Origin of the sequence: Streptomyces phaeolivaceus (assembly GCF_009184865.1) — a bacterium.
Taxonomy (GTDB): domain Bacteria; phylum Actinomycetota; class Actinomycetes; order Streptomycetales; family Streptomycetaceae; genus Streptomyces; species Streptomyces phaeolivaceus.
The window spans coordinates 522,404-543,610 of record NZ_CP045096.1; the positions used below are offsets into that span (position 1 = coordinate 522,404).

At 71.6% G+C, this 21,207-nt stretch carries 14 protein-coding genes and 2 pseudogenes; 12 read left to right on the plus strand and 4 right to left on the minus strand.

Annotated elements, in window-relative coordinates; all coding sequences use genetic code 11:
* The first annotated feature begins 119 nt into the window (after positions 1-119).
* From F9278_RS02790 to F9278_RS02830, 8 genes are all read left to right on the plus strand, one after another.
* Positions 120-725 carry a sulfite oxidase-like oxidoreductase gene (locus tag F9278_RS02790; protein ID WP_152166829.1) on the plus strand — a complete coding sequence of 202 codons (606 nt, stop codon included), beginning with the start codon at positions 120-122 and terminating at the stop codon, positions 723-725.
* Positions 726-732: 7 nt separating this feature from the next.
* Complete coding sequence (locus F9278_RS02795; protein WP_152173653.1) at positions 733-1,530, plus strand: ferredoxin reductase; 798 nt, start codon at positions 733-735, stop codon at positions 1,528-1,530.
* A 190-nt stretch (positions 1,531-1,720) separates the two neighbouring features.
* Positions 1,721-2,305: an Rv1733c family protein gene (locus F9278_RS02800; protein ID WP_152166830.1), complete on the plus strand. Its 585-nt coding sequence runs from the start codon at positions 1,721-1,723 to the stop codon at positions 2,303-2,305.
* On the plus strand, positions 2,251-2,823 hold the full coding sequence (locus F9278_RS02805) for a DUF485 domain-containing protein (protein WP_152166831.1): 573 nt from the start codon (positions 2,251-2,253) through the stop codon (positions 2,821-2,823). The genes F9278_RS02800 and F9278_RS02805 overlap by 55 nt, the downstream gene beginning before the upstream one ends.
* Positions 2,817-4,415, plus strand: a complete 1,599-nt coding sequence (locus tag F9278_RS02810) for a solute symporter family protein (RefSeq protein WP_152166832.1) — start codon at positions 2,817-2,819, stop codon at positions 4,413-4,415. The genes F9278_RS02805 and F9278_RS02810 overlap by 7 nt, the downstream gene beginning before the upstream one ends.
* Before the next feature lie 160 nt (positions 4,416-4,575).
* On the plus strand, positions 4,576-5,544 hold the full coding sequence (locus tag F9278_RS02815) for an acetylxylan esterase (protein WP_152166833.1): 969 nt from the start codon (positions 4,576-4,578) through the stop codon (positions 5,542-5,544).
* A gap of 459 nt (positions 5,545-6,003) precedes the next feature.
* Entirely contained in the window at positions 6,004-7,164 is a 1,161-nt protein-coding gene (locus tag F9278_RS02825) for a serine hydrolase domain-containing protein (protein WP_152166834.1), read from the plus strand.
* 115 nt (positions 7,165-7,279) lie between these two features.
* On the plus strand, positions 7,280-8,086 hold the full coding sequence (locus F9278_RS02830; RefSeq protein WP_152166835.1) for an alpha/beta fold hydrolase: 807 nt from the start codon (positions 7,280-7,282) through the stop codon (positions 8,084-8,086).
* A 104-nt stretch (positions 8,087-8,190) separates the two neighbouring features.
* Here F9278_RS02830 and F9278_RS02835 read toward each other — a convergent pair whose 3' ends face one another.
* Entirely contained in the window at positions 8,191-8,934 is a 744-nt protein-coding gene (locus tag F9278_RS02835; RefSeq protein WP_152166836.1) for a class I SAM-dependent methyltransferase, read from the minus strand.
* 203 nt (positions 8,935-9,137) lie between these two features.
* On the opposite strand from F9278_RS02835, the pseudogene F9278_RS02840 reads away from it, so the two are divergent.
* Positions 9,138-10,721 (plus strand): annotated as a pseudogene (locus F9278_RS02840) (alpha-amylase family glycosyl hydrolase); the annotation flags it as partial.
* 1,369 nt (positions 10,722-12,090) lie between these two features.
* The gene (locus tag F9278_RS02850; protein WP_226967255.1) at positions 12,091-13,989 is read left to right on the plus strand and encodes an ATP-binding SpoIIE family protein phosphatase; all 1,899 of its coding nucleotides are present in this window, start codon (positions 12,091-12,093) and stop codon (positions 13,987-13,989) included.
* Here F9278_RS02850 and F9278_RS02855 read toward each other — a convergent pair.
* Positions 13,978-15,795, minus strand: coding sequence for a sulfatase-like hydrolase/transferase (locus F9278_RS02855; RefSeq protein WP_152166837.1), 1,818 nt, complete (start codon positions 15,793-15,795; stop codon positions 13,978-13,980). The genes F9278_RS02850 and F9278_RS02855 overlap by 12 nt on opposite strands.
* A gap of 367 nt (positions 15,796-16,162) precedes the next feature.
* Here F9278_RS02855 and rho point away from each other — a divergent pair, with 367 nt between their 5' ends.
* Both rho and F9278_RS02865 read left to right on the plus strand, forming a co-directional pair.
* The gene (gene rho / locus F9278_RS02860) at positions 16,163-17,305 is read left to right on the plus strand and encodes a transcription termination factor Rho (RefSeq protein WP_152166838.1); all 1,143 of its coding nucleotides are present in this window, start codon (positions 16,163-16,165) and stop codon (positions 17,303-17,305) included.
* A gap of 95 nt (positions 17,306-17,400) precedes the next feature.
* Positions 17,401-18,588, plus strand: a complete 1,188-nt coding sequence (locus tag F9278_RS02865; RefSeq protein WP_152166839.1) for a D-alanyl-D-alanine carboxypeptidase family protein — start codon at positions 17,401-17,403, stop codon at positions 18,586-18,588.
* Positions 18,589-18,815: 227 nt separating this feature from the next.
* Here the strand turns inward: F9278_RS02865 and F9278_RS46800 are convergent.
* Positions 18,816-19,721 (minus strand): annotated as a pseudogene (locus F9278_RS46800) (glycosyltransferase 87 family protein); the annotation flags it as partial.
* Complete coding sequence (gene mptB, locus F9278_RS02875; RefSeq protein WP_152173656.1) at positions 19,718-21,106, minus strand: polyprenol phosphomannose-dependent alpha 1,6 mannosyltransferase MptB; 1,389 nt, start codon at positions 21,104-21,106, stop codon at positions 19,718-19,720. The pseudogene F9278_RS46800 and the gene mptB, both read right to left, overlap by 4 nt.
* Between the last annotated feature and the right edge of the window lie 101 nt (positions 21,107-21,207).

Sequence of the window (21,207 nt, forward strand, 5' to 3'; positions counted from 1 at the left end):
CCGCAACGATCGGCGCCCGCCCCGGGGCCGGAGCACTACCCCCGAACACGTACGGTTGTATGACTCAGCAACCCCGGTCGCCGCGATCGCCGCGATCACCGCCGTCACGTTGGACCTCCATGAACGTCACCCGAGGCTTTACCGGGCGCCCCCGCGTCCACAATCCGGGGCTGCCGCCCGGCCAGTACGACGCCGGCGACGACTGGCCCGTCCTGTCGGCCGAGGTCACCCCGGACCTCACGCCCGCCGACTGGACGTTCCGGATCGACGGTCTGGTGGCGGAGCCGCGCTCCTGGGACTGGGACGAGGCGCACACCCTGCCCGCGTCCGCGTACGAGGGCGACATCCACTGTGTGACGAGCTGGTCGAAGTTCGGGGTGCGGTTCGCGGGTGTCTCGCTGGACGCGTTCCTGGACGTGGTCCGGCCCGACGCGTCCGCCACGCACGCGGTCGCGTACTCGCACAGCGGCTACACCACGAACCTCCCGCTGGCCGACCTCACCGACGGGCGCGCCTGGATCGCCTGGGAGTACGACGGCAAGCCGCTGCCCGCCGAGCACGGTGGTCCGGCGCGGCTGCTGGTGCCGCATCTGTACTTCTGGAAGAGCGCCAAGTGGATCGCGGGCCTGCGCCTCCTCGACCACGACGAGCCCGGCTTCTGGGAGCAGAACGGCTATCACGCGCGGGGCAACCCGTGGGAGGAACAGCGGTACTCCGGTGACTGAGACGACGGTGCCGACGGCAGCGGCGACGGCAGCGCCCGGGTCGGCGTCGGCCGGGCCGGCCTCCACCCCGCCCACGCGGTTCGCCGTGCCCGGCCGGATCGCCGTGAGCAACCGGGCGGCGGCGCTCTGGCAGACGGCGACGCTGACGGAGATCCGCCGGGAGACGCCGGCCGTGTCCACGTTCCGGTTCGCGGTGCCGTGCTGGGCCGGACATCTGCCGGGGCAGCACCTGATGCTGCGGCTGACCGCCGGGGACGGTTACACGGCGCAGCGCCACTACTCGCTGGCGTCACCGCCGGACGACGCCGGGCACATCGAGCTGACCCTGGACCATGTCGAGGGCGGTGAGGTCTCCGGCTGGTTCCACACCGAGGCCCGGCCCGGCGACGAGGTCGAGGTGCGCGGCCCGCTCAGCGGCTTCTTCGCCTGGCCCGGGGACCGGCCCGCGCTGCTGGTCGGCGCGGGTTCCGGGGTCGTACCGCTGATGTCGATGATCCGCCACCGCCGGGCGGCCGGGCTCGACGTACCGCTGCGGCTGCTGGTGTCCGCGCGCGGGCCCGAGGAGCTGATCCACGCGGCGGAGTACGGCGCGGAGACCACGGCCGTGTTCACACGGCGGGCGCCCGAGGGGGTGCCGGTGGGGCGGCTGTCGGCGGCGCATGTCGCGCCGCTGCTGGCCGAGCGGCCGGCGGGCGGCTGGGAGGCGTATGTGTGCGGCTCCAACGCGTTCGCCGAGCACGCGTCCCGGCTGCTGGTCGAGGCCGGTCAGCCGGTGGACCGCATCCGCATCGAGCGCTTCGGCTGACCCACCCGGCCCGCCCTTCCCGCTCCGTTTCCCGTTCCCCCTTCCCCTTCCCCTTGCTTTTCGTGATCTTCTTTTCATGATCCCTGGCGCAAACCATGCCATCGCGGCTTCTTTCGGGTACACCGGAAGTGCGGACCAGTCCTAACCGGGGCTCTCGTGTGCGAGGGCCGCGCCGGTGAGGGAGGGCGAGATGCGAGGCCAGATGTTCAGATGGCGTTGGCGCTCCAACGCGCTGCGCCGGCGCTCGGACGTCGTCGAGGCGTGGACGGTGCTGTGCGTGGTGCTGCTGCTCGTCCTCGGCGCCCCGGCCGCCGGAATCGCGGTGGGCCGGTGGGCCCACGGGGACGCGCGGGCGCACGCCGCGGCCGAGCGGGCCGCGCTGGACCGGGTCAGTGCCGTGATCGTCGAGAGGGCCCCGGCCGCCGCGCCCTCGGCCGACGGCGGCAAGCAGCCCACGTACTGGGTGCCGGCGCGCTGGACCGAGCCCGACGGCGGCTCCCGGACCGGTGAGGCGCGGGTGCCGGCGGGCACCGAGCGCGGCGATCGCGCCGATGTGTGGCTGGACCGGGCGGGGCGGAGCGTCGAGCCGCCGCCCTCCGACACGGCCGTCTGGCAGCACGCGCTGGCCATGGGGACCTGCGCCACGGGCGGTGTCGTCGGTCTGGTGCTGCTCGGGCACGTCGTGGTGCGCCGGGTGGCCATTCGGCATCGGCTCGCCGAATGGGAGCGGGAGTGGGCGCGGACCGGTCCCGATTGGGGACATCGCTGGGCCTGACCGGAGAACCGGAACATCGTTCAGCCGAAAGCTGTGTACCGCATGTCGGCCAATCGCAGAACGTCCACAACATTCATCCCACCGACGCAGTTGATACTTCAATTGTGTTGCTGCCATACTCCGCTTCCTCCCCCCCACAGGCACAAGGCAGCGAAGAGGGTGCTTTGTTGACAGGCCGGCAGTCCCTACACGCACACCCTGAATTCCGTTCCATAAGCGCCGCATATCGAAGATTCGGGATATGGGCGACGACATTGTCCGTCGGCGGATTCCTGACGTACGTTCTCCTTTCGAGTTTCGTACCGGGAACAATGAATCAGCGATTGACCGGACATCTCACCCTGGGACTGGCTCTCGGTCTCGCGCAGTTCGCCGTGATGGGTGTGACCGCGTTCCTGTACGTCCGGCACATGCGCCAGAACATCGATCCGGTCGTCCGGCGGCTGCGCGCCCAGCTGGAGGACCAGGAGGCCGAGCGGCGTCGGGTTCCGGCGGGACGGCGGTTCCGCGCATGGTGACCCACTCCGCGAGCGTGGCCGACGCGTTCAGTCTGCGGCTCACCTTCGTCCTGTTCCTGACCGTCGTCGTGATCACCCTGTTCACCGCCCTGCTGACGGCACCGCAGCGGGACGAGATCGGCGAGTTCTACCTCGGCAACCGTGACATGTCGCCGCTGCGCAACGGTCTCGCCATGTGCGGCGACTACCTCTCGGCCGCGACCCTGCTCGGCAGCACCGGCCTCGTCGCCCTCACCGGGTACGACGGGCTGCTCTACCTCGGCGGCACGGTCGTCGCGTGGATGATGGTGCTGCTGCTGATCGCCGAACCCCTGCGCAACGCGGGCAAGTTCACCCTCGGCGACGCGCTGGCCCGGCGGCTGCCGCTGCGCCAGCGGCAGGTCCGGCTGGCGCTCGCCGTCTGCACGCTCTCCGTGTGCACCCTCTATCTGGTGGCCCAACTGGTAGGCAGCATCGCGCTGATGACCCAGTTCGTGGGTGAACCCGGCCCGACCACACGGACGATGGTCGTGATCATCATCGGGACGATCGTGACCATCTACGCGGCCATCGGCGGAATGCCCGGGGCCACCTTCATCCAGGTGGTCAAGGCCGTCATGCTCGTCGCCGGTGTCACGGTGGTCGCCGTGCTGGTGCTGAATCGCTTCGACTGGAACATCGACGGACTCCTGGCCTCCGCCACCGAGGGCAGCGGACTGGGCGACGAGTACCTCCAGCCGGGCCTGCGCTACGGGGCCGGCCCCATCAGCAAGATCGACTTCTTCAGTCTGCAACTGGCCATCGTGCTCGGCCTCGCCGCGCTCCCCCACGTGATGATGCGGATGTTCGCGCCCCGCAGGACCCGGGTGCTGCGCGCCTCGGTGGTGTGGGCCGTGGGCCTGGTCGGTTTCGTGTGTCTGACGGCCGGTGTGCTGGGCCTCGGCGCCACCGCCCTGGTGGGCCGGGACACCATCTCCGGCATGGACCACAAGGGCGACGCGGCGGTGCTGCTGCTCGCCCACGAACTCGGCGGCGAGGTGCTGACGGCCATCGTGTCGGCCCTGGCCTTCGTCACCCTGCTCGCCGTCGCCGCCGGTCTGATGCTCGCCGCGGCCTCGTCCGTCGCCCACGACCTCTACGGCGAGGTGATCCGCAAGGGCCGGGCCACGGAGACCCAGGAGCTGGGCGTCGCCCGGATCGCCGCCGTGGTCCTGGGTGTCCTCAGCATGATGTTCGCCCTGCTCGCCTGGGGCACCAATACCGCCACCCTGGCGTTCCTGGCCTTCGCGATCGCCGCGTCCGCCATCCTGCCGACCCTCGTCTACAGCCTGTTCTGGAGCGGGTTCACCGCCCGCGGCGCGCTCCTCAGTCTGTACGGCGGACTGGTCACCTCGGTACTGCTGGTGGTGTTCTCGCCCGTCGTCTCCTCCACCCCCGACTCGGTCTATCCACGGGCCGACTTCGCGTGGTTCCCGCTGCAGAACCCGGGCATCGTGTCGATCCCGGCGGGCTTCCTGCTGGGCTGGCTGGGCTCCCGGTTCGGTCCCCGGGAGGAGGCGGGCGTGTACGAGGACTTCGAGGTCCGGGCCCTGGTCGGGGCCGACCAGGGTTGAGCCGTGGGGTGTCGCGGGCCCGGAAAAGCCCCTTGGCGGGTCCGCGACGCCCCACGTACGGTGTGATCATCCGCACCCCGCCGTCAGCACCTCCGGTCGTCAACACCTCCAGTTGTCAGCACCCCAGAACTCAAGAGCCAGAACTCAAAGGTGGTCCTTCATGGCCCTGTTCGACCTGCCGTTGGACGAGCTCCGCGGTTATCGAAGCGCCTCGACGGAGCCCGAGGACTTCGACGCCTTCTGGGCGAAGACGCTCCAGGAGGCCCGCGAGCACGACCCCGACGCCCGTTTCGAGCCGGTCGAGACCCATCTGAAGACGGTCGAGGTGTACGACGTCACCTACTCCGGGTTCGGCGGCCACCCGGTCAAGGGCTGGCTGGCCCTCCCCGCCGGAGTGAGCGAACCGCTGCCCACCGTCGTGGAGTTCATCGGCTACGGCGGCGGTCGCGGCCTGCCCCACACCCATCTGCTGTGGGCCTCGGCGGGCTACGCGCACTTCGTGATGGACACCCGGGGCCAGGGCAGCGCCTGGGGCGGGGGCGGCGACACCCCCGACCCGGTGGCCGGCGCGCCCGCCTTCCCCGGCTTCATGACCCGGGGCGTCGACGCCCCCGAGAACTACTACTACCGCCGCGTGTACACCGACGCCGTACGCGCGGTGGAGGCCGCCCGCGCGCATCCGCGCACCGACGCGGCGCGGACCGCCGTCGTCGGCTCCAGCCAGGGCGGCGGTATCTCCATCGCCGTCGGTGGACTCGTCCCCGATCTGGTGGCGGTCGCGCCGGACGTGCCGTTCCTGTGCGACTTCCCGCGCTCCACGACGATCACCGACCGCGATCCGTACCGCGAGATCGGCAAGTACCTCAAGACCCATCGCGGCCGTACCGAGCAGGTCGGGCGGACCCTCGCCTACTTCGACGGGGTGCACTTCGCCGCGCGCGGCCGGGCCCCCGCCCTGTTCTCGGCGGCCCTGGAGGACCAGACCTGCCCGCCGTCCACGGTCTTCGCGGCCTTCAACGCCTGGGCCGAGGACGACAAGCGCATCGAGGTCTACGACTTCAACGACCACGAGGGCGGCGGCCCCTTCCAGGAGGCGGTCAAGCTGCGCTGGCTCGCCGCACGGCTCTGACGGGGCCGGAGGGGACGGACACGGCCGAGGCGGCGCGGCGGTTCACGCGGGTGTGGCGGCGGGCGTGGACGGGACGAACTCGCCGCGTATCTGCGGTGGTCGTTCGCCGACGCGGGTGCACGACGTGCGCTTCTCGGAGCCGGTGATCGGCCAGGACGGGATGGCCGTCGCCGAGTTCCGGGTGCTGTCCGAGGTCGGCGGGGAGCCGCAGCCCCTCGCGGGCTGCGTCCTCGTCCGGTTCGACGCGGCCGGTCCGGCCGTGGAGATCCGGGACTACCGGCACTTCGTCCCGGCCCGCACGGAGCCCGCCCCGCCGCTGTTCCTGCTTCGGGCCGACCGCCCGCAGGGGCGGTGGGCGCGATTCCGCCGCACGGCTTCCCTCCTGTCCGACCAGTCGGTACGTTCGGGGAGGCCGGGCGGCCCTCGTCCCGGTGAACGGCTGCGGACCTCGGAGGGTTCATGTCTCAGTCTCAGGTGCGGGGTCACTGCGCGGCACGGTTCGAGGCCGTGCGCACCGCCTTCGAGGACAACTTCGACGAGCGGGACGAGCTGGGGGCGGCGGTCACCGTGACGCTGCGCGGGGAGACCGTGGTGGACCTGTGGGGCGGCTGGGCCGACGCGGCACGGACCCGGCCCTGGGAGCGGGACACCGTGGTCAATGTGTGGTCGACGACCAAGGGTCCGACCGCGCTGTGCGCGCACCTGCTCGCCGACCGGGGCCTGCTCGACCTGGACGCCCCGGTGGCCGCGTACTGGCCGGAGTTCGCGGCGGCCGGCAAGGAGGGCGTCCTCGTCCGGCATCTGCTGTCGCACCGGTCGGGGCTCGCCGGACCGCGTGAGCCGCTCTCGTTCGAACAGCTCCTGGACTGGGAGCTGACCGTCAAGCGGCTCGCGGCGCAGGAGCCCTGGTGGGAGCCGGGCACACAGTCCGGGTATCACGCGATGACGTTCGGTTTTCTCGTCGGCGAGGTGGTCCGGCGGGTGTCGGGGCTGCTGCCCGGCGCGTTCCTGGCGCGCGAGGTCACCGGGCCGCTCGGCATCGACTTCACGATCGGGCTGCCGGAGGCGGAGACGGGCCGGGTGGCCGAGCTGGTCCATCCGCCGGCCGCGACGTCCAGTGAACAGGCCGCCGTCTTCGCCCAGTTGACGCCGACCGCGCTGGCCGCCCTCGCCAACCCCCTGGTCGGCGCCGGTGAGGCCAACACCCCCGAGTGGCGTGCCGCGGAGGTGCCCGCCGCCAACGGCCACGGCACCGCGCGGGCGGTCGCCGCGCTGTACGGCGTTCTCGCGCCGCGCGGCGACTGGGGCGGCCGGGAGGTGCTGTCCCCGGAGGCCGCCGAACGGGTCCGCGAGGGCCAGGGCGCCTGCCGTGACCTGGTGCTCGGCGCCGGGTTCGGCCGGGACACGGAAGTCGGGCTCGGTCTGTGGCTGAGCGGCCCGCACGGCTCGTACGGGCCGAACCCCAGGGCCTTCGGTCACGACGGGTACGGCGGCTCCTGCGGCCTCGCCGACCCGGAGGCCGGTGTCTCCCTCGGCTATGTCATGAACCGCATGGGGCCGCACATCGCCGACGACCCGCGCAAGATGGCTCTGGTGGAGGCGTTGTACAGCGAGTTGTGAGCGACAGTGCACTCTCAGTCGACTCCCGCACCGCATCCGGTGTCAGTATCGCCCCTGAAGCGAACAGCGGTCCTTCGATGCCGATTTCTCGACTTCGTCAGGAGCTGACACACGCATGCGCAGACATCACCGTCCTCTGATTCTCGGCGCCGCCGTCACGGTGGGCGTGCTCACCGCCACCGTCATCCCGTCGGCCGCCGCCCCCTCGGCCGACCGGACGACACCGAAGCCCACCGTCGTCCTGGTGCACGGCGCGTTCGCGGACGCGTCGGGCTGGTCCGGGGTGGTCTCACGACTCAGGAAAGCGGGCTATCCGGTCGTCGCCCCGGCCAACCCGCTGCGGGGCCTGCAGTCGGACGCCGGTTACATCTCCTCGCTCCTCGGCACCATCGACGGTCCGAAGATCCTGGTGGGGCACTCGTACGGCGGTGCCGTCATCACCGAGGCCGCCGCGTCCGTGCCCGAGGTGAAGGCGCTGGTGTACGTGGCGGCCTTCATGCCCGACAAGGGCGAGCTGCTGAGCGAACTGGCGGACCGCTTCCCGGGGTCCGAGCTGCTCCCGGCGCTGGAGGGGCTGCCGGACGGGGCCGGGCACACGGATGTGGCGATCAAGCCCGACAAGTTCCACGATGTGTTCGCGGGTGATCTGCCGCGTTCCACGACCTCGGTGCTCGCGGTGTCCCAACGCCCGGTCAGTCTCGCGGCGTTCGGCTCCACGGCCCAGGCGGCGGCCTGGCGCACGATCCCGTCGTGGTTCCTGGTCGCCAAGCAGGACAAGACGATCTCCCCGGCGCTGGAGCGGTTCCAGGCGAAGCGGGCGGGCTCGACCACGGTCGAGATCAACTCCTCGCACGTGGCCATGATGTCCCACCCGGACAAGGTGACCTCGTTGATCAAGTCGGCGGCGAAGTCCACGCGTTGAGGTGGGCCGACGGCCGCCGGGCCCGAACTCTCCGGGCACCGGCGGCCGTCGGCGGACCAGGTTCGGAGTCGGAATCGGAGTCGGAGTCGGAGTCGGGGGCACGGTCACCCCTTGCGAGTGGCCACCACCATCCGGCAGCGCGGGCTGCCGTCGGGCCGTGGCCCGAACTCGGGCAGCGCGAACAACTCCACCTCGAATCCGGCCCGTTCCAGCTCCCGCCGTACGACGCCGAGGCGGAACGGCCGGTAGTACATGACGAACGGCGGGCGCCAGACCGCGTTGCGCACCCGCATCGCCGCGTCGAAGCCCCACGCCGCCCAGTACCAAGGGGAGTTGGGCGGCGCGGGCGCCGGCAGCGGGAACGCGAACCGTCCACCAGGCCGCAGCGCGGAACGCACCTCGGAGAAGAGACCCGGCAACTGCTCCGGCAGGAAGTGCCCGAACGCGCCGAAGCTGACCGCAAGGTCGAAGGCGGAGGTGAAGGGCAGGGCGAGGGCGTCACCGCGCACCCAGGAGACACGGGGGCCCGCGGCACGGCCGGTGTGGCCGGCGCCCATCCGCTCACGCCCCACCGCCAGCATCCCGGCGCTGATGTCCACACCGGTGACGCTGTCCCGGCAGACCTCGCGCAGCACCTCCATCCCGGCGCCGGTGCCGCAGCAGAGGTCGAGGCCGTGCTCGAACGGGCCCAACGTCGACAGGGCCGCCTCGACCGCCTCCAGGATGGCGTCCGGCGTACGGAACGGGGTCTGGTCGAACTTGGGTGCGAGCAGGTCGTAGCCGTGTTCGACGGACGAGAGTGCCTGAACGGCGAGTTCGCGGAGGCTGGGGCCTTGCGGGGTGAACATCACGTCAGCTTAGGCCCTGGGCCCTGTCGTCAGATTCCCGTCTGCCTCGCGACGCCATGCACGCTCCCCCACTCTCGGCTTCGCTCGACCGGGAGGTACCCCCACGACGCCGCGAGGCCGCCCTCCGGGCGACGACGGGAATCTGACGACAGGACCCGGCTCGGGGCAGCGGTGGGGACGGACCCTCGCCTATCGTCCAGGGCATGACTTCGTTCCGTCCTGCCCCGACCTGGCTGGCCGACGCCGTCTTCTACCAGATCTATCCGCAGTCGTTCGCCGACTCCGACGGGGACGGCATCGGGGATTTCGCCGGGCTCACCGGGCGCCTCGACCATCTGTCCTGGCTGGGCGTCGACACCGTCTGGCTGAACCCCTGTTTCGTCTCGCCGTTCCGTGACGCCGGGTACGACGTCGCCGACTATATGAACGTCGCCCCGCGCTACGGCTCCAACGACGACCTGGCGAAGCTCGTCGAGGAGGCCGGCCGCCGGGACATCCGGATTCTGCTGGACCTCGTGGCCGGGCACACGTCCGTCGACCACCCGTGGTTCCGGGCCTCGGCCGACGACCCGGACGACCACCGCTACATCTGGACGGCAGAGGGCCGCCCCGACGGCTTCGTGGCCTCCCCCGGCAGCCGGCCGGGCGCGTACCTCCCCAACTTCTTCGACTCGCAGCCCGCCCTCAACTTCGGCTACGCGCGCCGGAATCCGGCCGAGCCGTGGCGGCTGCCGGTCGACGCCGACGGCCCGCGCGCCAACCGCGACGCCCTCCGCACGGTCATGGACCACTGGCTGCGCCTCGGGCTCTCCGGCTTCCGCGTCGACATGGCCGCGTCGCTCGTCAAGGACGACCCGGACAGGGCGGAGACCGCCCGGGTCTGGACGGAGCTGCGGCACTGGCTGGACTCCGCCCACCCGGACGCCGTACTGCTCGCCGAGTGGGGTGAGCCGGAGGTGTCGGTCCCGGCCGGTTTCCACGCCGACTTCTTCCTCCACTTCGGCGGCCCCACCGACGGCCTCGCGCTGCGCTCGCTCTGGAACAACGGCGGAGGCACGGTCCACGAGAACTGGGACCCCCTCGACTGCTTCTTCGACGCGAGCGGCCAGGGCTCACCACGCCCCTTCGTCGAGGCCTGGCAGCGGGCGTCCACGGCCGTCGGCGGCACCGGAGCCGTCTCCCTGCCCACCGCCAACCACGACTTCTCCCGCCTCAACTGCGGCCCCCGCACCGCCGATCAGCTGCCCGCCGCCTTCGCCTTCCAGCTGACCTGGCCGACGCTCCCGGCGATCTACTACGGCGACGAGATCGGCATGCGGTACGTCCCGGGCCTGCCCGACAAGGAGGGCAGCGTCCTCGGCCCCCGCTACAACCGCGCGGGCTCCCGCACCCCGATGCAGTGGGACGACACCCCGAACGCGGGCTTCTCCACCGCCCCCGCCGACCGGCTCTACCTCCCCGTGGACCCCTCCCCCGACCGCCCGACCGTCGCCGCCCAGCGCGCCGACGACACCTCGCTCCTCCACCTCGTCCGCCGACTGATCACCCTGCGCCGGCGCACTCCGGAACTGGGCTCGGGCGGCTCGGTGGAGGTGCTGCACGCGGGACATCCGTTCGCGTACGTGCGGGGCGGGCGGTATCTGGTGGTGGTCAACCCGCGCCGGAACGCGTCGCGTTGGACGTACGCGTGGGCCGACGGCGCCGTGGTGGTGGAGGGTTCGGGCGTACGCGTCGACGGCGGCGTGATCGCCGCGGAGGGCTTCGGATACGGGATTCTCGAGCTACGAAACGGCCATCGACTACTCCACCAGCTGGATCGCCAGTGCCATCAGCCCCGTGCACACGGTGAGTGCTCCGGCGAAGGCGATGCCTCCGCGGCTGATGGCCGAGGGGAGGGTACGCCCGTCCCAGTGGGCGAGAAATCCGGCGACGGCGGCCACCAGCAGGGACACCAGCGCTGCGATCGCCACGGCGATGAGCAACAGCAGAGCGCGGGTGGAGTTCACGTTCCTGTTCACCTCTCGATCGACTTCCGGGCACCGGACGGCCGTAGGCCCAGGGCGCCGAAGCCCCGAAGGCACTGCCTGCCCGGTCGGATGGAACCTTGGCTTTTGCGCCGTACCCCGCGCGAGCGGTTGGATGTTCTCCGGTGACAACTGGGGTTGTTTCCGGAACAACTTGGGGGTGGGTGTGGGCGAGAGCCCGAAGCGGCCGGGACGACCGTGGTCCCGGCCGAGAGGTACGTGCGTCGAGATCAATGAGCTGGTGGAGATCCTGCGGAGCTGGCTCGACGGCTGCTCCGTCTCGGTGCCGCAGGCACACGCCCGGCTCACCGCGGAGCACTTCAACGACCGTACGGTGCCGGATCTGCGGCGGCTGCGCGCGATGCTCGCGGGCGAGGAGTTGACCTGGGACGTGGTGGAAGCCGTCGCCGATGTGTGCTTCCCCCACGAACGTGGTGACGAGGCGCGTGACCGGCTGAGCCGGGCGAAGGCGTTGTGGGGCAAGGCACAGACTGAACCGACGGCGCTCGACACGGACGGCCAACCCCAGGTGTCCGCGCGTGAGGTGATCGAGGCGCAGGAGCGCACGATCCGGGTCTATGAGGAAATGAGCCGCTCCCGACAGGCGTTCGAGGTGAGCGAGCAGGGCCGACAGCAGGCTCTGCAAGTGGCCACCGTCCTGTTCGCGCTGCTGGGCCAGGCGCAGGCCAAGGTTGCCGAACTCACCCGCCGTATCGATGCCCTCCTCCTCGCGCCGCTGCCCCGCTTACAGGAACTGGGGTCGCTGCAACCGCAGTTGCAACGTGCCCAGGGGCAAGAGCACGAGCTGACCGTCCAGCTCGCACGTGCGCAAAGAGAGCGCGACGTGGCGCAGCAGGTCGCCGATCACGCCGCCCGGCACGTCCTCAGACTTGAAGCGGAACTTCAGGCCCTCAAAGGTCTGGTCTCTTCCGGCCACACGACGACAGCCCTTCTGCCCCAGCAACTGCGCGGCGCCGCCGACGTGCTCACAGACGAACAGGCGCTCGACGACGTCGACGTGGCGCTGCGGAAGGCCCGTGACGTCCTGGACCGCGAGCACGAGGCCGTCCAAGAGGCCGCGCAGGAGGTCGGGTGGCGAGCCGCGCCGGGGGTCGTCGACGAACCCACCGTGGTGCCCGGTGAGACGGTTCGCCCGTCGCAGACGAACGCACCGCTGTCCGCAGACAGCGACGAAGCGCACGCCCCGCAGCTCGGTGCCTCCTCGACCGAGTTGTTCGAAACAACCGCGAACAACTCCTCCACCGGGCAGAACAACCCCTCCGACACCGAGCTCGCGTTGCTCCGGTCCGGTGACCGGATCCGCTTCGTGGGTGCGGCCACCCGACGTATCGCGCGTGGACTGGACCTCGACGAGATCGTTCTCGGGCTCTGCCGTGCGACCGTGTCCACGTTCGCCGACTCGATCCTGGTGTACCTGCGAGAGCCGATTCCGGTGGGGGACGAAAGGCCGACCGGGCCGCTGATGCTTCGGCTGCGCAGAACCGACGGACTCCGAGACGAGCACGTGGGAGGCTTCGATCTCCTGGTGGAGCCCGAGCAGACGACACCGGACCACATGGGGCTCCTCACTCGGGTGACCGAGATACTCGAAGTCCGTTCCGGCAGCGCCCTGTCCGAGGTACTGCGCGGGGTGCGTCCCGTGTTCGGCGATCTCGCTCACACCCGAGCAGCCCTGACCGAGTTGCTCGGCAACGGTGTGGCCGCACCTGCCGGTCGACATGTCATCCTGGCGCCGCTGCGTGGTCGTCGCCGGGTCACGGGTGTCGCCGCCTTCCTCCGCTGGACAGAGCGACCCGCGTTCGACAGCGACGATCTGCTGGTGGCGGCGCAGTTGGCGACCCACACCGCGCTCGGCGTCGACAAGGCCGTTCTGTATGGCCGCGAGGCATACATCGCGGATAAGCTCCAGCGCACCATGCTTCCCGAGCGGCTGCCGAGCCCGCCCGGAGTACGCTTCGCCGTTCGCTACCTGCCCGCTGCGGAGACAGCGAGTGTGGGCGGCGACTGGTACGACGCGATCCCCCTGTCCGGCAGTCGGGTGGCCCTGGTCATCGGAGACGTCATGGGGCACTCGATGACGTCGGCGGCGATCATGGGGCAGCTGCGCACGACCGCCCAGACCCTCGCGGGCATGGCACTTCCACCCGAGGAGACCCTACGGCGGCTTGACACGACCGCTCAGAGCCTGGGTTCCGATCGCATGGCCACCTGCCTGTGCGCGATCTACGACCCGCTCGCGCGCCGCATCACACTCGCGAACGCGGGCCATCCGCCACCGGTGCTGCTCCACGCGGACGGCCGTGCCGAGGTGATGGAGGTGCCGGCCAACCCACCGATCGGAACGGGCTGGATGGAGTACGAGGCCATCGAGCGGGACGCCCCGACGGGTGCCACGTTGCTGCTCTACACCGACGGTCTGGTCGAGTCCCGGCTCCGCGACATCGACACCGGCATCGAGCAGTTGCGCCGGCGCTTGTCCGCGCTCGCGCTGGAGGCCGACCCGGACGGCCCGCCCTCGCTGGAGGCCCTGTGCGACGGCCTGTTGGGCATGCTGGGGCCGGGGGACCGGGACGACGACATCGCTGTGCTCGCGGCACGCTTCGACGGGTTGCGTCGCTCGGACACGGTGGACTGGACCCTGGCGACCGACGACTCGAGCCCCCGGCTGGCACGCCGACTCACGAAACAGGCTTTGGGCGACTGGGATCTGCTGGAACTCACCGACGCGGCCGAACTACTGGTCAGCGAAGTGGTGACCAACGCCGTACGGCACGCCCGCGGGCCCATCACGCTGCGTCTCACGCACACCGGTGTCCTGCGCTGTGAGGTCACGGACGGCTCCTCGCTGATGCCCAGGCGCAGGTGGGTGCACGGGGGAATCGAGGCAGGCAGGGGACTCTATGTAGTGAACCGGCTGGCCCTGCGGTGGGGAGTGCAGCCGCAGGGTCACAGCAAGGTCGTCTGGTTCGAACTGGCGCTCCCCGAGCGGACCGATCCGTCACGGCCGTGAGCCGTACGCGGTGAGGAAGCGGTCACGGAAGGAGTCCATGCGCCAGACCGGGGCGTCGTCGCCGGGCCGCAGTCCGTCGGACCAGCCCCAGTCGTCGATCCGGTCGAGCACCTCGGGGTCGTGGGCGACGATGGTGACCGGTACGTCGTGACTGGCGCCGTTGCCGCTGACGCTGGCCATGGGCTGGTGGTCGCCGAGGAAGACGAGGACGGTGTTCTCGTCGCCGTACCTCTCCACGTACTGCAGCAGGCTGTGCACGGAGTACTGGACGGACCTGCCGTACTCCTCCTTGACCCTGACGGGGTCGGTGAACACGTCCGCCGGGTCCTTGCCCGCCTTCTCGATGTCCTTGTAGACCGAGCCGTCGCCGACCTCGTCCCAGTCGACCATCTCGGGCAGCGGGGCCCACGGCTGGTGACTGGAGGTCAGGATGATCTCCGACATCAGCGGCTTGTCGCCCTTCTTGGCGGCCTCCAGGCGCTGATACGCGGTGAGGGCGTACTGGTCGGGCATGGTCGACCAGCTGAACTTCGGCCCCTGGTAGCCGACATCGCGGGAGTCGTAGACCTTGTCGAAGCCGTAGAAGTCGCCCTCCGGCCAGTTGTACCGGACGCCGGGCACGACCCCGACCGTCCGCCAGGCGCCGGTCTTGTCGAAGGCGCCGGGCAGGGTGAGGCGTTCGCCGGCGGTGACCGTGCGGTAGCGGCTCTGGTTGTCGATCCACAGGCCGGTCAGGAACGTGGAGTGGCCGAGCCAGCTGCTGCCGCCGTACGTCGCCGAGGTCAGCCAGCCGCTCTTCGCCGCGAACCCGGCCTCGGTCAGCGCCTCGCCCTCCTCGTCGAGCGCGGCGTCCACACCGGGCTCGATGGCCGGGTCCTCCAGGGCCGCGCGGCCGTAGCTCTCGATGAAGGCGAACATGACGTCCTTGCCGCGCAGTCCGGTCAGCAGCTGGTCGGCGGGCACGTCGGCGAACCTGTCCTTCTTGGCCTCCTTGGCGAACGCGGCCTCGTCCCGCAGGGTCTCCTGGACCCGGCCCCAGCGGTCCTGCACGAAACCGATGGTGTTGCGGGAGGCGACCGCGGTGTTCCCCAGGGGGGTGAGGCCGAGCGCCGCGCAGGTGATCCAGACGGCGCCTGCGACGATCGTGCCCCGGGTCGTCCGGTCCCGGTGCCGGGCCAGCAGGTTCACCAGCCGTACCACCGCCAGGGACATGACGGCGAACAGCAGCAGCACGAAGGCCACGAGGCCGAGCACGGCGACCCGGGCGCCCGTGGCGCCGAGCGTGTCCTTGACGTACGACTCGGCGTCGTCCAGCAGGCCCCAGTCGAGGACCACGTTGAAGCCGCGGCCGAGGAACTGGTTGAAGCCGATGTCCAGCGACTTGACGACCACCAGGGCGGCCAGGCCCACGCCGATGACGACCGCCGCGATCAGCCGCGGCCGGCGGGGCAGCGCCATCAGCAGGGCGACGGCGAGGATCGGCTCCACGGGTATCCGCAGGAACTGCCGCACCACGAAGTACTCGGGCCGGCCCGGCATCAGCAGCGCGAAGAACACCAGGGCGGCGGCCAGCGCGGTGATCCCCCACGACACGCTCCGCGCGGCGACCGGGTACTTCTCCCGGAACGCCGTCCGGTGGCGCTGGAACGCCGTCCGGTGGCGCCGCCATCGGCGAACGGGGGTGGCGGTCCCGGCGGTCGTGTCCTCCGACGACGGCTCGCGCGCCTCGTCCGTCCGGTCCGTCCGGTCCGTCCCGTCCTTGTCGTGCGTGTCGGGTGATGTGCTGGAGCGCGTGAAGAGCGACACGCGACGTTCCTTCCGTGCGAAGACCGCTGGCGGTGCCCCCCTCTGTACGGGAGGCCCGCGAGATCAGTTCAACGACCACGGGTAAGCCGTCGGTAAGGAACCACCCAACAGCCGACCGCACATGGTGGTACACTCGCCTTGGCACGTGTGTATCGCCCCTTTTCGGGCGCCGGTGCCGCTCTCTTCTTCCGAGATCTCTTCCGCTGAACCGCCCGTCGATCCCGACCGGCCGTCAGTTTCCCCGCATCACCCGCGACACACGGGCCGCCTCTCACACGCGGCCGTGAACGGCTCGGCCGTACCCGGGTGTGCACCTCCCCCTCCCTTCCTCACGCGTTTTCCCCCGTCCTCGAAAGGACCTCCCTCCATGACCACCACCACACTCGAACGCACTTCCACCGATCGGCAGCCTCCGGCCCGGGTCACCGGCGTCCTGGAGATCGCGCAGAGCGGGCAGGGACACCTGCGCTCCGCACTCGGCCGCCCCGAATCCTCCGACCCGCAGGTGCCCGCCGCGCTGATCCGCCGGTACGGCCTGCGCAAGGGCGACACCGTCGAAGGCGTACGCGACGGCCGGCGCGCCCTCACCGAGGTCGAGCGGATCAACGGCCGTACACCCCAAGAGCTGCGCGGACGCCCGCACTTCCACGACCTCACCCCGCTGCACCCGCGAGCGCGGCTGCGCCTCGAACACCGGGCCAGCGGACTGACGGGCCGTCTGGTCGACCTCGTGGCCCCCGTCGGCAAGGGACAGCGCGGGCTGATCGTGGCCCCGCCCAAGACCGGCAAGACCGTACTGCTCCAGCAGGTGGCCGCCGCGGTCGCCGCCAACCACCCCGAGGCCCACCTGATGGTGGTGCTGCTCGACGAGCGGCCCGAGGAGGTGACCGACATGCGGCGCTCCGTGCGGGGCGAGGTGTACGCCTCCACGTTCGACCGGTCCCCCAAGCAGCACATCGCGCTCGCCGAACTCGTCGTGGAGCGCGCCAAGCGGCTCGTCGAACAGGGCGAGGACGTCGTGATCCTGCTGGACTCCCTGACCCGGCTGTGCCGGGCCCACAACAACGCCGCCGCCGCAGGTGGCCGCACCCTCAGCGGCGGGGTCGACGCCGCCGCGCTGCAGGGCCCCAAGCGGCTCTTCGGCGCCGCCCGGCTGACCGAGGAGGCCGGTTCCCTCACCATCCTGGCCACCGCCCTGGTGGAGACCGGCTCCCGGGCCGACGACTTCTTCTTCGAGGAGCTCAAGGGCACCGGCAACATGGAACTCCGCCTGGACCGCGCCCTCGCCGACCGGCGTGTCTTCCCCGCCGTCGACATCACCCCGTCCGGCACCCGCCGCGAGGAACTCCTGCTGACCCCGGGCGAGTTGACCGCCGTACGAGGGCTGCGGCGGGCAATGCGGTCGCGCGAGGGGCAGGCGAACCTGGAGACGCTCCTGGAGCGGCTGCGCGCCACCCCGGACAACGCCGCCTTCCTGCGGCAGGTGCAGCCCACCCTGCCGGCGGCCTGACGTCCGACGGCATGTCATGAGGCATCCGGGTGCTCGATCCGCTCGCTCGGCCCTGGCACCCCGGTCCACGGCGCGACCGTTCCTACGTTTGCGGTATGACCATCGGATTCACTTCCCGCGTCCCTCGTGTTGCCCGTGTCGCCGTCTGTCTCTCCGCCGTCTGCGCGCTCGGGACCCTGGCCGTGGCGACCGGCCCGGAAGACACCGGCCCCCGGGTCGGCAGGGGCCCGCAGGACGCCAAGGCGGTGCGGCAGTCGCCGTCGCTGTACCGGCCGGGGACGCAGGTACGGACCCGGGCCGGCGCGCCCCGGGTGCCGCAGGACCTCTCGGCGGTGTCGTGGCTGGTGGCCGACGCCGACAGCGGCGCGGTGCTCGCCGCGCACGACGCGCACCGCAGGCTGCCGCCGGCCAGCACCCTCAAGGCCCTGTTCGCGCTCACCGTGCTGCCGGGGCTCCCCGCAGGACTGAGGCACACCGTCGAGCGCGAGGAACTGGCCGGTATCGGTGCCGGAAGCAGCCTGGTCGGGGTGCAGGAGGACCGCACGTACACCGTCGCCGACCTGTGGCGCGGGGTCTTCCTCAGCTCGGGCAACGACGCCGTGCGCGTCCTGGCCTCCCTCAACGGCGGCTGGAAGGCCACCACCGAGCAGATGCAGGCCAAGGCCCGCGCCCTGGGCGCCCGGGACACCCGGGTCGTCTCGCCCGACGGCTACGACGCGCCCGGCCAGGTGTCGTCCGCGTACGACCTGGCGGTGTTCGGACGGGCCGGGCTGCGCAACGCGGAGTTCGCCGAGTACTGCGCCACGGCCACCGCGAAGTTCCCGGCCGAGGGCCCGTCGTTCGGCATCCAGAACACCAACCGGCTGCTGACCGGCGCCGGGGTCGAGCGCTATCCCGGGCTGATCGGGGTGAAGAACGGCTACACCACCCACGCGGGCAACACCCTGATCGCCGCCGCGAAGCGGGACGGACGCACCCTCGTCGTGACGGTGCTGCGGCCCTCGGGCGGCGGCCACGCCGTGTACGAGGAGGCGCGCTCCCTGCTCGACTGGGGTTTCCGTGCCGCCGGACGCGTCGACCCCGTGGGCTCGCTGCTGCCTCCGCGCCCGGCGGCGGCCCCTCAGGCGGGCCCCGGGTCCGCGCCGCTCGCCCGTGCCGAGAAGGACGAGGACACCGGCCCCGGCTGGCCGGTGGCGGGGGTGATCGCGGGCGCGGCCGGTGTCGGCGCGGTGGTCGTGGCGGTGGTGCTGCGGCCGAGGAGGGGCCGGATCGTCCGCGGCTGACCGACCGGCAGCCACAGCAGCAGGCCCAGCGTGATCCACACATAGGTGTTGCTGCCGACGAAGCCGCCGATGCCGGCCGCGCCGTCGAACCACAGCCAGACGACGCTGCTGCACAGCAGCACGTACAGCGCCGCCGCGAGCGGCAGCAGCCTGCGATGTCTCAGCAGGACGGCGAAGGACGGCAGCAGCCAGACCAGATGGTGCACCCAGGTGATCGGGCTGACCAGACACGCGGTCAGCCCGGTGAGGGCGAACGCCACCGCCCAGTCGTCCCCGCGCACCGCCGTACGGACCCGCCACGCCCACACGCACAGCACGGCCAGCACGAACAACGCCCAGACGGCGCGGCTCGGTTCGTGCGGTGCCACGAGCCGGGCCAGGACGCCCTGCAGCGACTGGTTGGAGACGTAGTCGAGGCGGCCGATGCGGCTGGTGTCCCACAGGGCCTCGGTCCAGTAGAAGCGGGAGGCGGCCGGGGCGATCAGGGCCGCCGCCGCGGTGGCGGCCGCGGCGACGGCCGTCGCGAGCCCGGCGGCCCGCCACCGCCGGGCGAGCAGCAGCATCCCGATGAAGATCGCGGGTGTCAGTTTGATCGCCGCCGCCAGCCCGATGCCCATCCCGGCCCAGCGGCCCCGGCCGGTGGCCAGCAGCCGGGCGTCGGCGAGCACCAGGGCCAGCAGCACCAGATTCACCTGCCCGAAGCTGAAGGTGTCCCGCAGCGGCTCGAACAGCGCGAGCGCGCAGAGGGCCAGGGAGACGCCGAACCAGCCGTAGCGGCGCAGCAGCGGCCCGGCCAGCGTGTCCAGGACGGCCGCGAGGGCCGCCAGGTTGAGCGCCAGGCAGAGCACGATCGCGGTGCGCATCCCGACCAGCGCCATCGGCAGCATGGCGACGGCGGCGAACGGCGGATAGGTGAAGCCGTAGGTCGTGCCGGGGACCAGGTAGTCGTAGATACGGCCGTCGTGGTGGACCCAGGTGTCGATCGTGCCGTGGTAGACGCGCAGGTCGAACCAGTCCCGCAGCAGCGGCACGGTCGCGGTGAAGACGGTGACGGCGGTGGCCAGGCCGAGGACGAGAAGAAGCCGGGCGCGGTCGGTGCGCGGGCGGAGCCGCCTCTGACGCGGTTCGCTCATGCCGTGCGCTCCAGGAGCGGTGCCCGGGACGCCTGTTCGGCCTGCCACAGCACGACCACCGCGAGCACTCCCCCGCACACCGCGAGGACGATCTGCTCGGTGTCCGCCGGGTAGCCGCTCGGCAGGACGGCGAGCGCGAGCACCCCGCTGGCGGCGGCGACCCTGCGCTGCACGGAGGTGTCCCGGGCGGCTGCCGCGATGAGGAACAGGCCCCACAGGGCGTACCAGGGGCGGATCGCGGGGCCCAGCGCGGCGACGACGGCCAGGCTGAGGCCGAGCGCGTACACCGGGCCGGGTCTCAGCCGGAGCCATATGTACAGGACGACGGCGAGCGTCAGCAGGAGTCCGGCCGCGCGCCAGGCCGGGAGGGCGAGGGGGGCCAGGTCGCTGCCGAGGTCGTGGAGAAGGGTGCCGGTGGCGCGGCCGAGGACGCTGGTGGGCGACCAGTTCTGCGGGGACACGGGGGTGCGCAGGGCGGCGATCCAGCCGTATCCGGTGCCGGCCAGGGCGGTGACGACGGCCGTGGTGGCCGCCGCGACGGCGAGGCAGGCCGCGCTCGTCCGGATCCGTCCGGTACGGCCGCGCATGACGACCACCGCCAGCAGACCGAGCGCGGCGGGTGCCTTGACCAGGGCGGCGAGGGTGACGAGGACGACGCCGAGGAGGTACCGGCGGCTCTTGGCGAGGACCAGTCCGACGCCCAGCAGGCCCAGCATCATCGCGTCGTTGTGGGCCCCGGCCACCAGATGCAGCAGCACCAGCGGGTTGAGGGCGCCGAGCCAGAGGGCGACGGCCGGGTCGGCGCCGCTGTGCCGGGCGAGGCGGGGCAGCGCGACGGCCATCAGGGCGACCCCGAGCAGGGCGATCAGCCGCATCCCGATGAGGCCGGCCGGTATCCGCCCCTCCGTCAGACCGGACAGGCCGGAGGCCATGGCGAGGAAGACCGGGCCGTACGGGGTGGCCGTGTGCCGCCACATCGGGGCGACCTCGTCGGCGAGCGGGCCGCCGAGCCGGGCGGGCCCGTGCAGGTAGACGTCCATGTGCGCGTCGACCATGGCGCCCTGGGCGAGATAGCTGTAGACGTCCCGGCTGAACAGCGGGGGCGCGAGCAGCAGCGGTGCCGCCCAGACGGCCAGCACGAGGAGCAGGGCGCGCGGTGTCGGGGGCTCCGGGCCGCGTATCACCTTCCCCAGCAGGACCCAGGCGGCTATCAGCAGGACGACGCCGAAGTAGACACCGACCAGGCCCAGCGCACCGCGTCCCGAGGTCGGCGAGAGCAGTTCCTGGACCGGCAGGGCACCGGCGGTTTCACCTCCGAGGGCGAGAAAGGCGGATCCGGCCAGGCCGAGCGCCTGGCAGCGGCGTAGGTCGACGGGGAAAGCGATGGCCAACACTCGGTCAGCGTGTCGACGCCGGGTGGCGGGAAGGCGACGTACCGCCCTCCGGGCGGGTACCGGGACGTGACCATGAGCGAACCCGGCCGTCC

What these genes read in the sequence shown, in the direction of transcription:
- F9278_RS02790 (WP_152166829.1), top strand. Translation starts at nt 120, where the DNA reads ATGAACGTCACCCGAGGCTTTACCGGGCGCCCCCGCGTCCACAATCCG.
- F9278_RS02800 (WP_152166830.1), top strand. Translation starts at nt 1,721, where the DNA reads ATGCGAGGCCAGATGTTCAGATGGCGTTGGCGCTCCAACGCGCTGCGC.
- F9278_RS02805 (WP_152166831.1), top strand. Translation starts at nt 2,251, where the DNA reads ATGGGAGCGGGAGTGGGCGCGGACCGGTCCCGATTGGGGACATCGCTG.
- F9278_RS02810 (WP_152166832.1), top strand. Translation starts at nt 2,817, where the DNA reads ATGGTGACCCACTCCGCGAGCGTGGCCGACGCGTTCAGTCTGCGGCTC.
- F9278_RS02815 (WP_152166833.1), top strand. Translation starts at nt 4,576, where the DNA reads ATGGCCCTGTTCGACCTGCCGTTGGACGAGCTCCGCGGTTATCGAAGC.
- F9278_RS02825 (WP_152166834.1), top strand. Translation starts at nt 6,004, where the DNA reads ATGTCTCAGTCTCAGGTGCGGGGTCACTGCGCGGCACGGTTCGAGGCC.
- F9278_RS02830 (WP_152166835.1), top strand. Translation starts at nt 7,280, where the DNA reads ATGCGCAGACATCACCGTCCTCTGATTCTCGGCGCCGCCGTCACGGTG.
- F9278_RS02835 (WP_152166836.1), bottom strand. Translation starts at nt 8,934, where the DNA reads ATGTTCACCCCGCAAGGCCCCAGCCTCCGCGAACTCGCCGTTCAGGCA.
- rho (WP_152166838.1), top strand. Translation starts at nt 16,163, where the DNA reads ATGACCACCACCACACTCGAACGCACTTCCACCGATCGGCAGCCTCCG.
- F9278_RS02865 (WP_152166839.1), top strand. Translation starts at nt 17,401, where the DNA reads ATGACCATCGGATTCACTTCCCGCGTCCCTCGTGTTGCCCGTGTCGCC.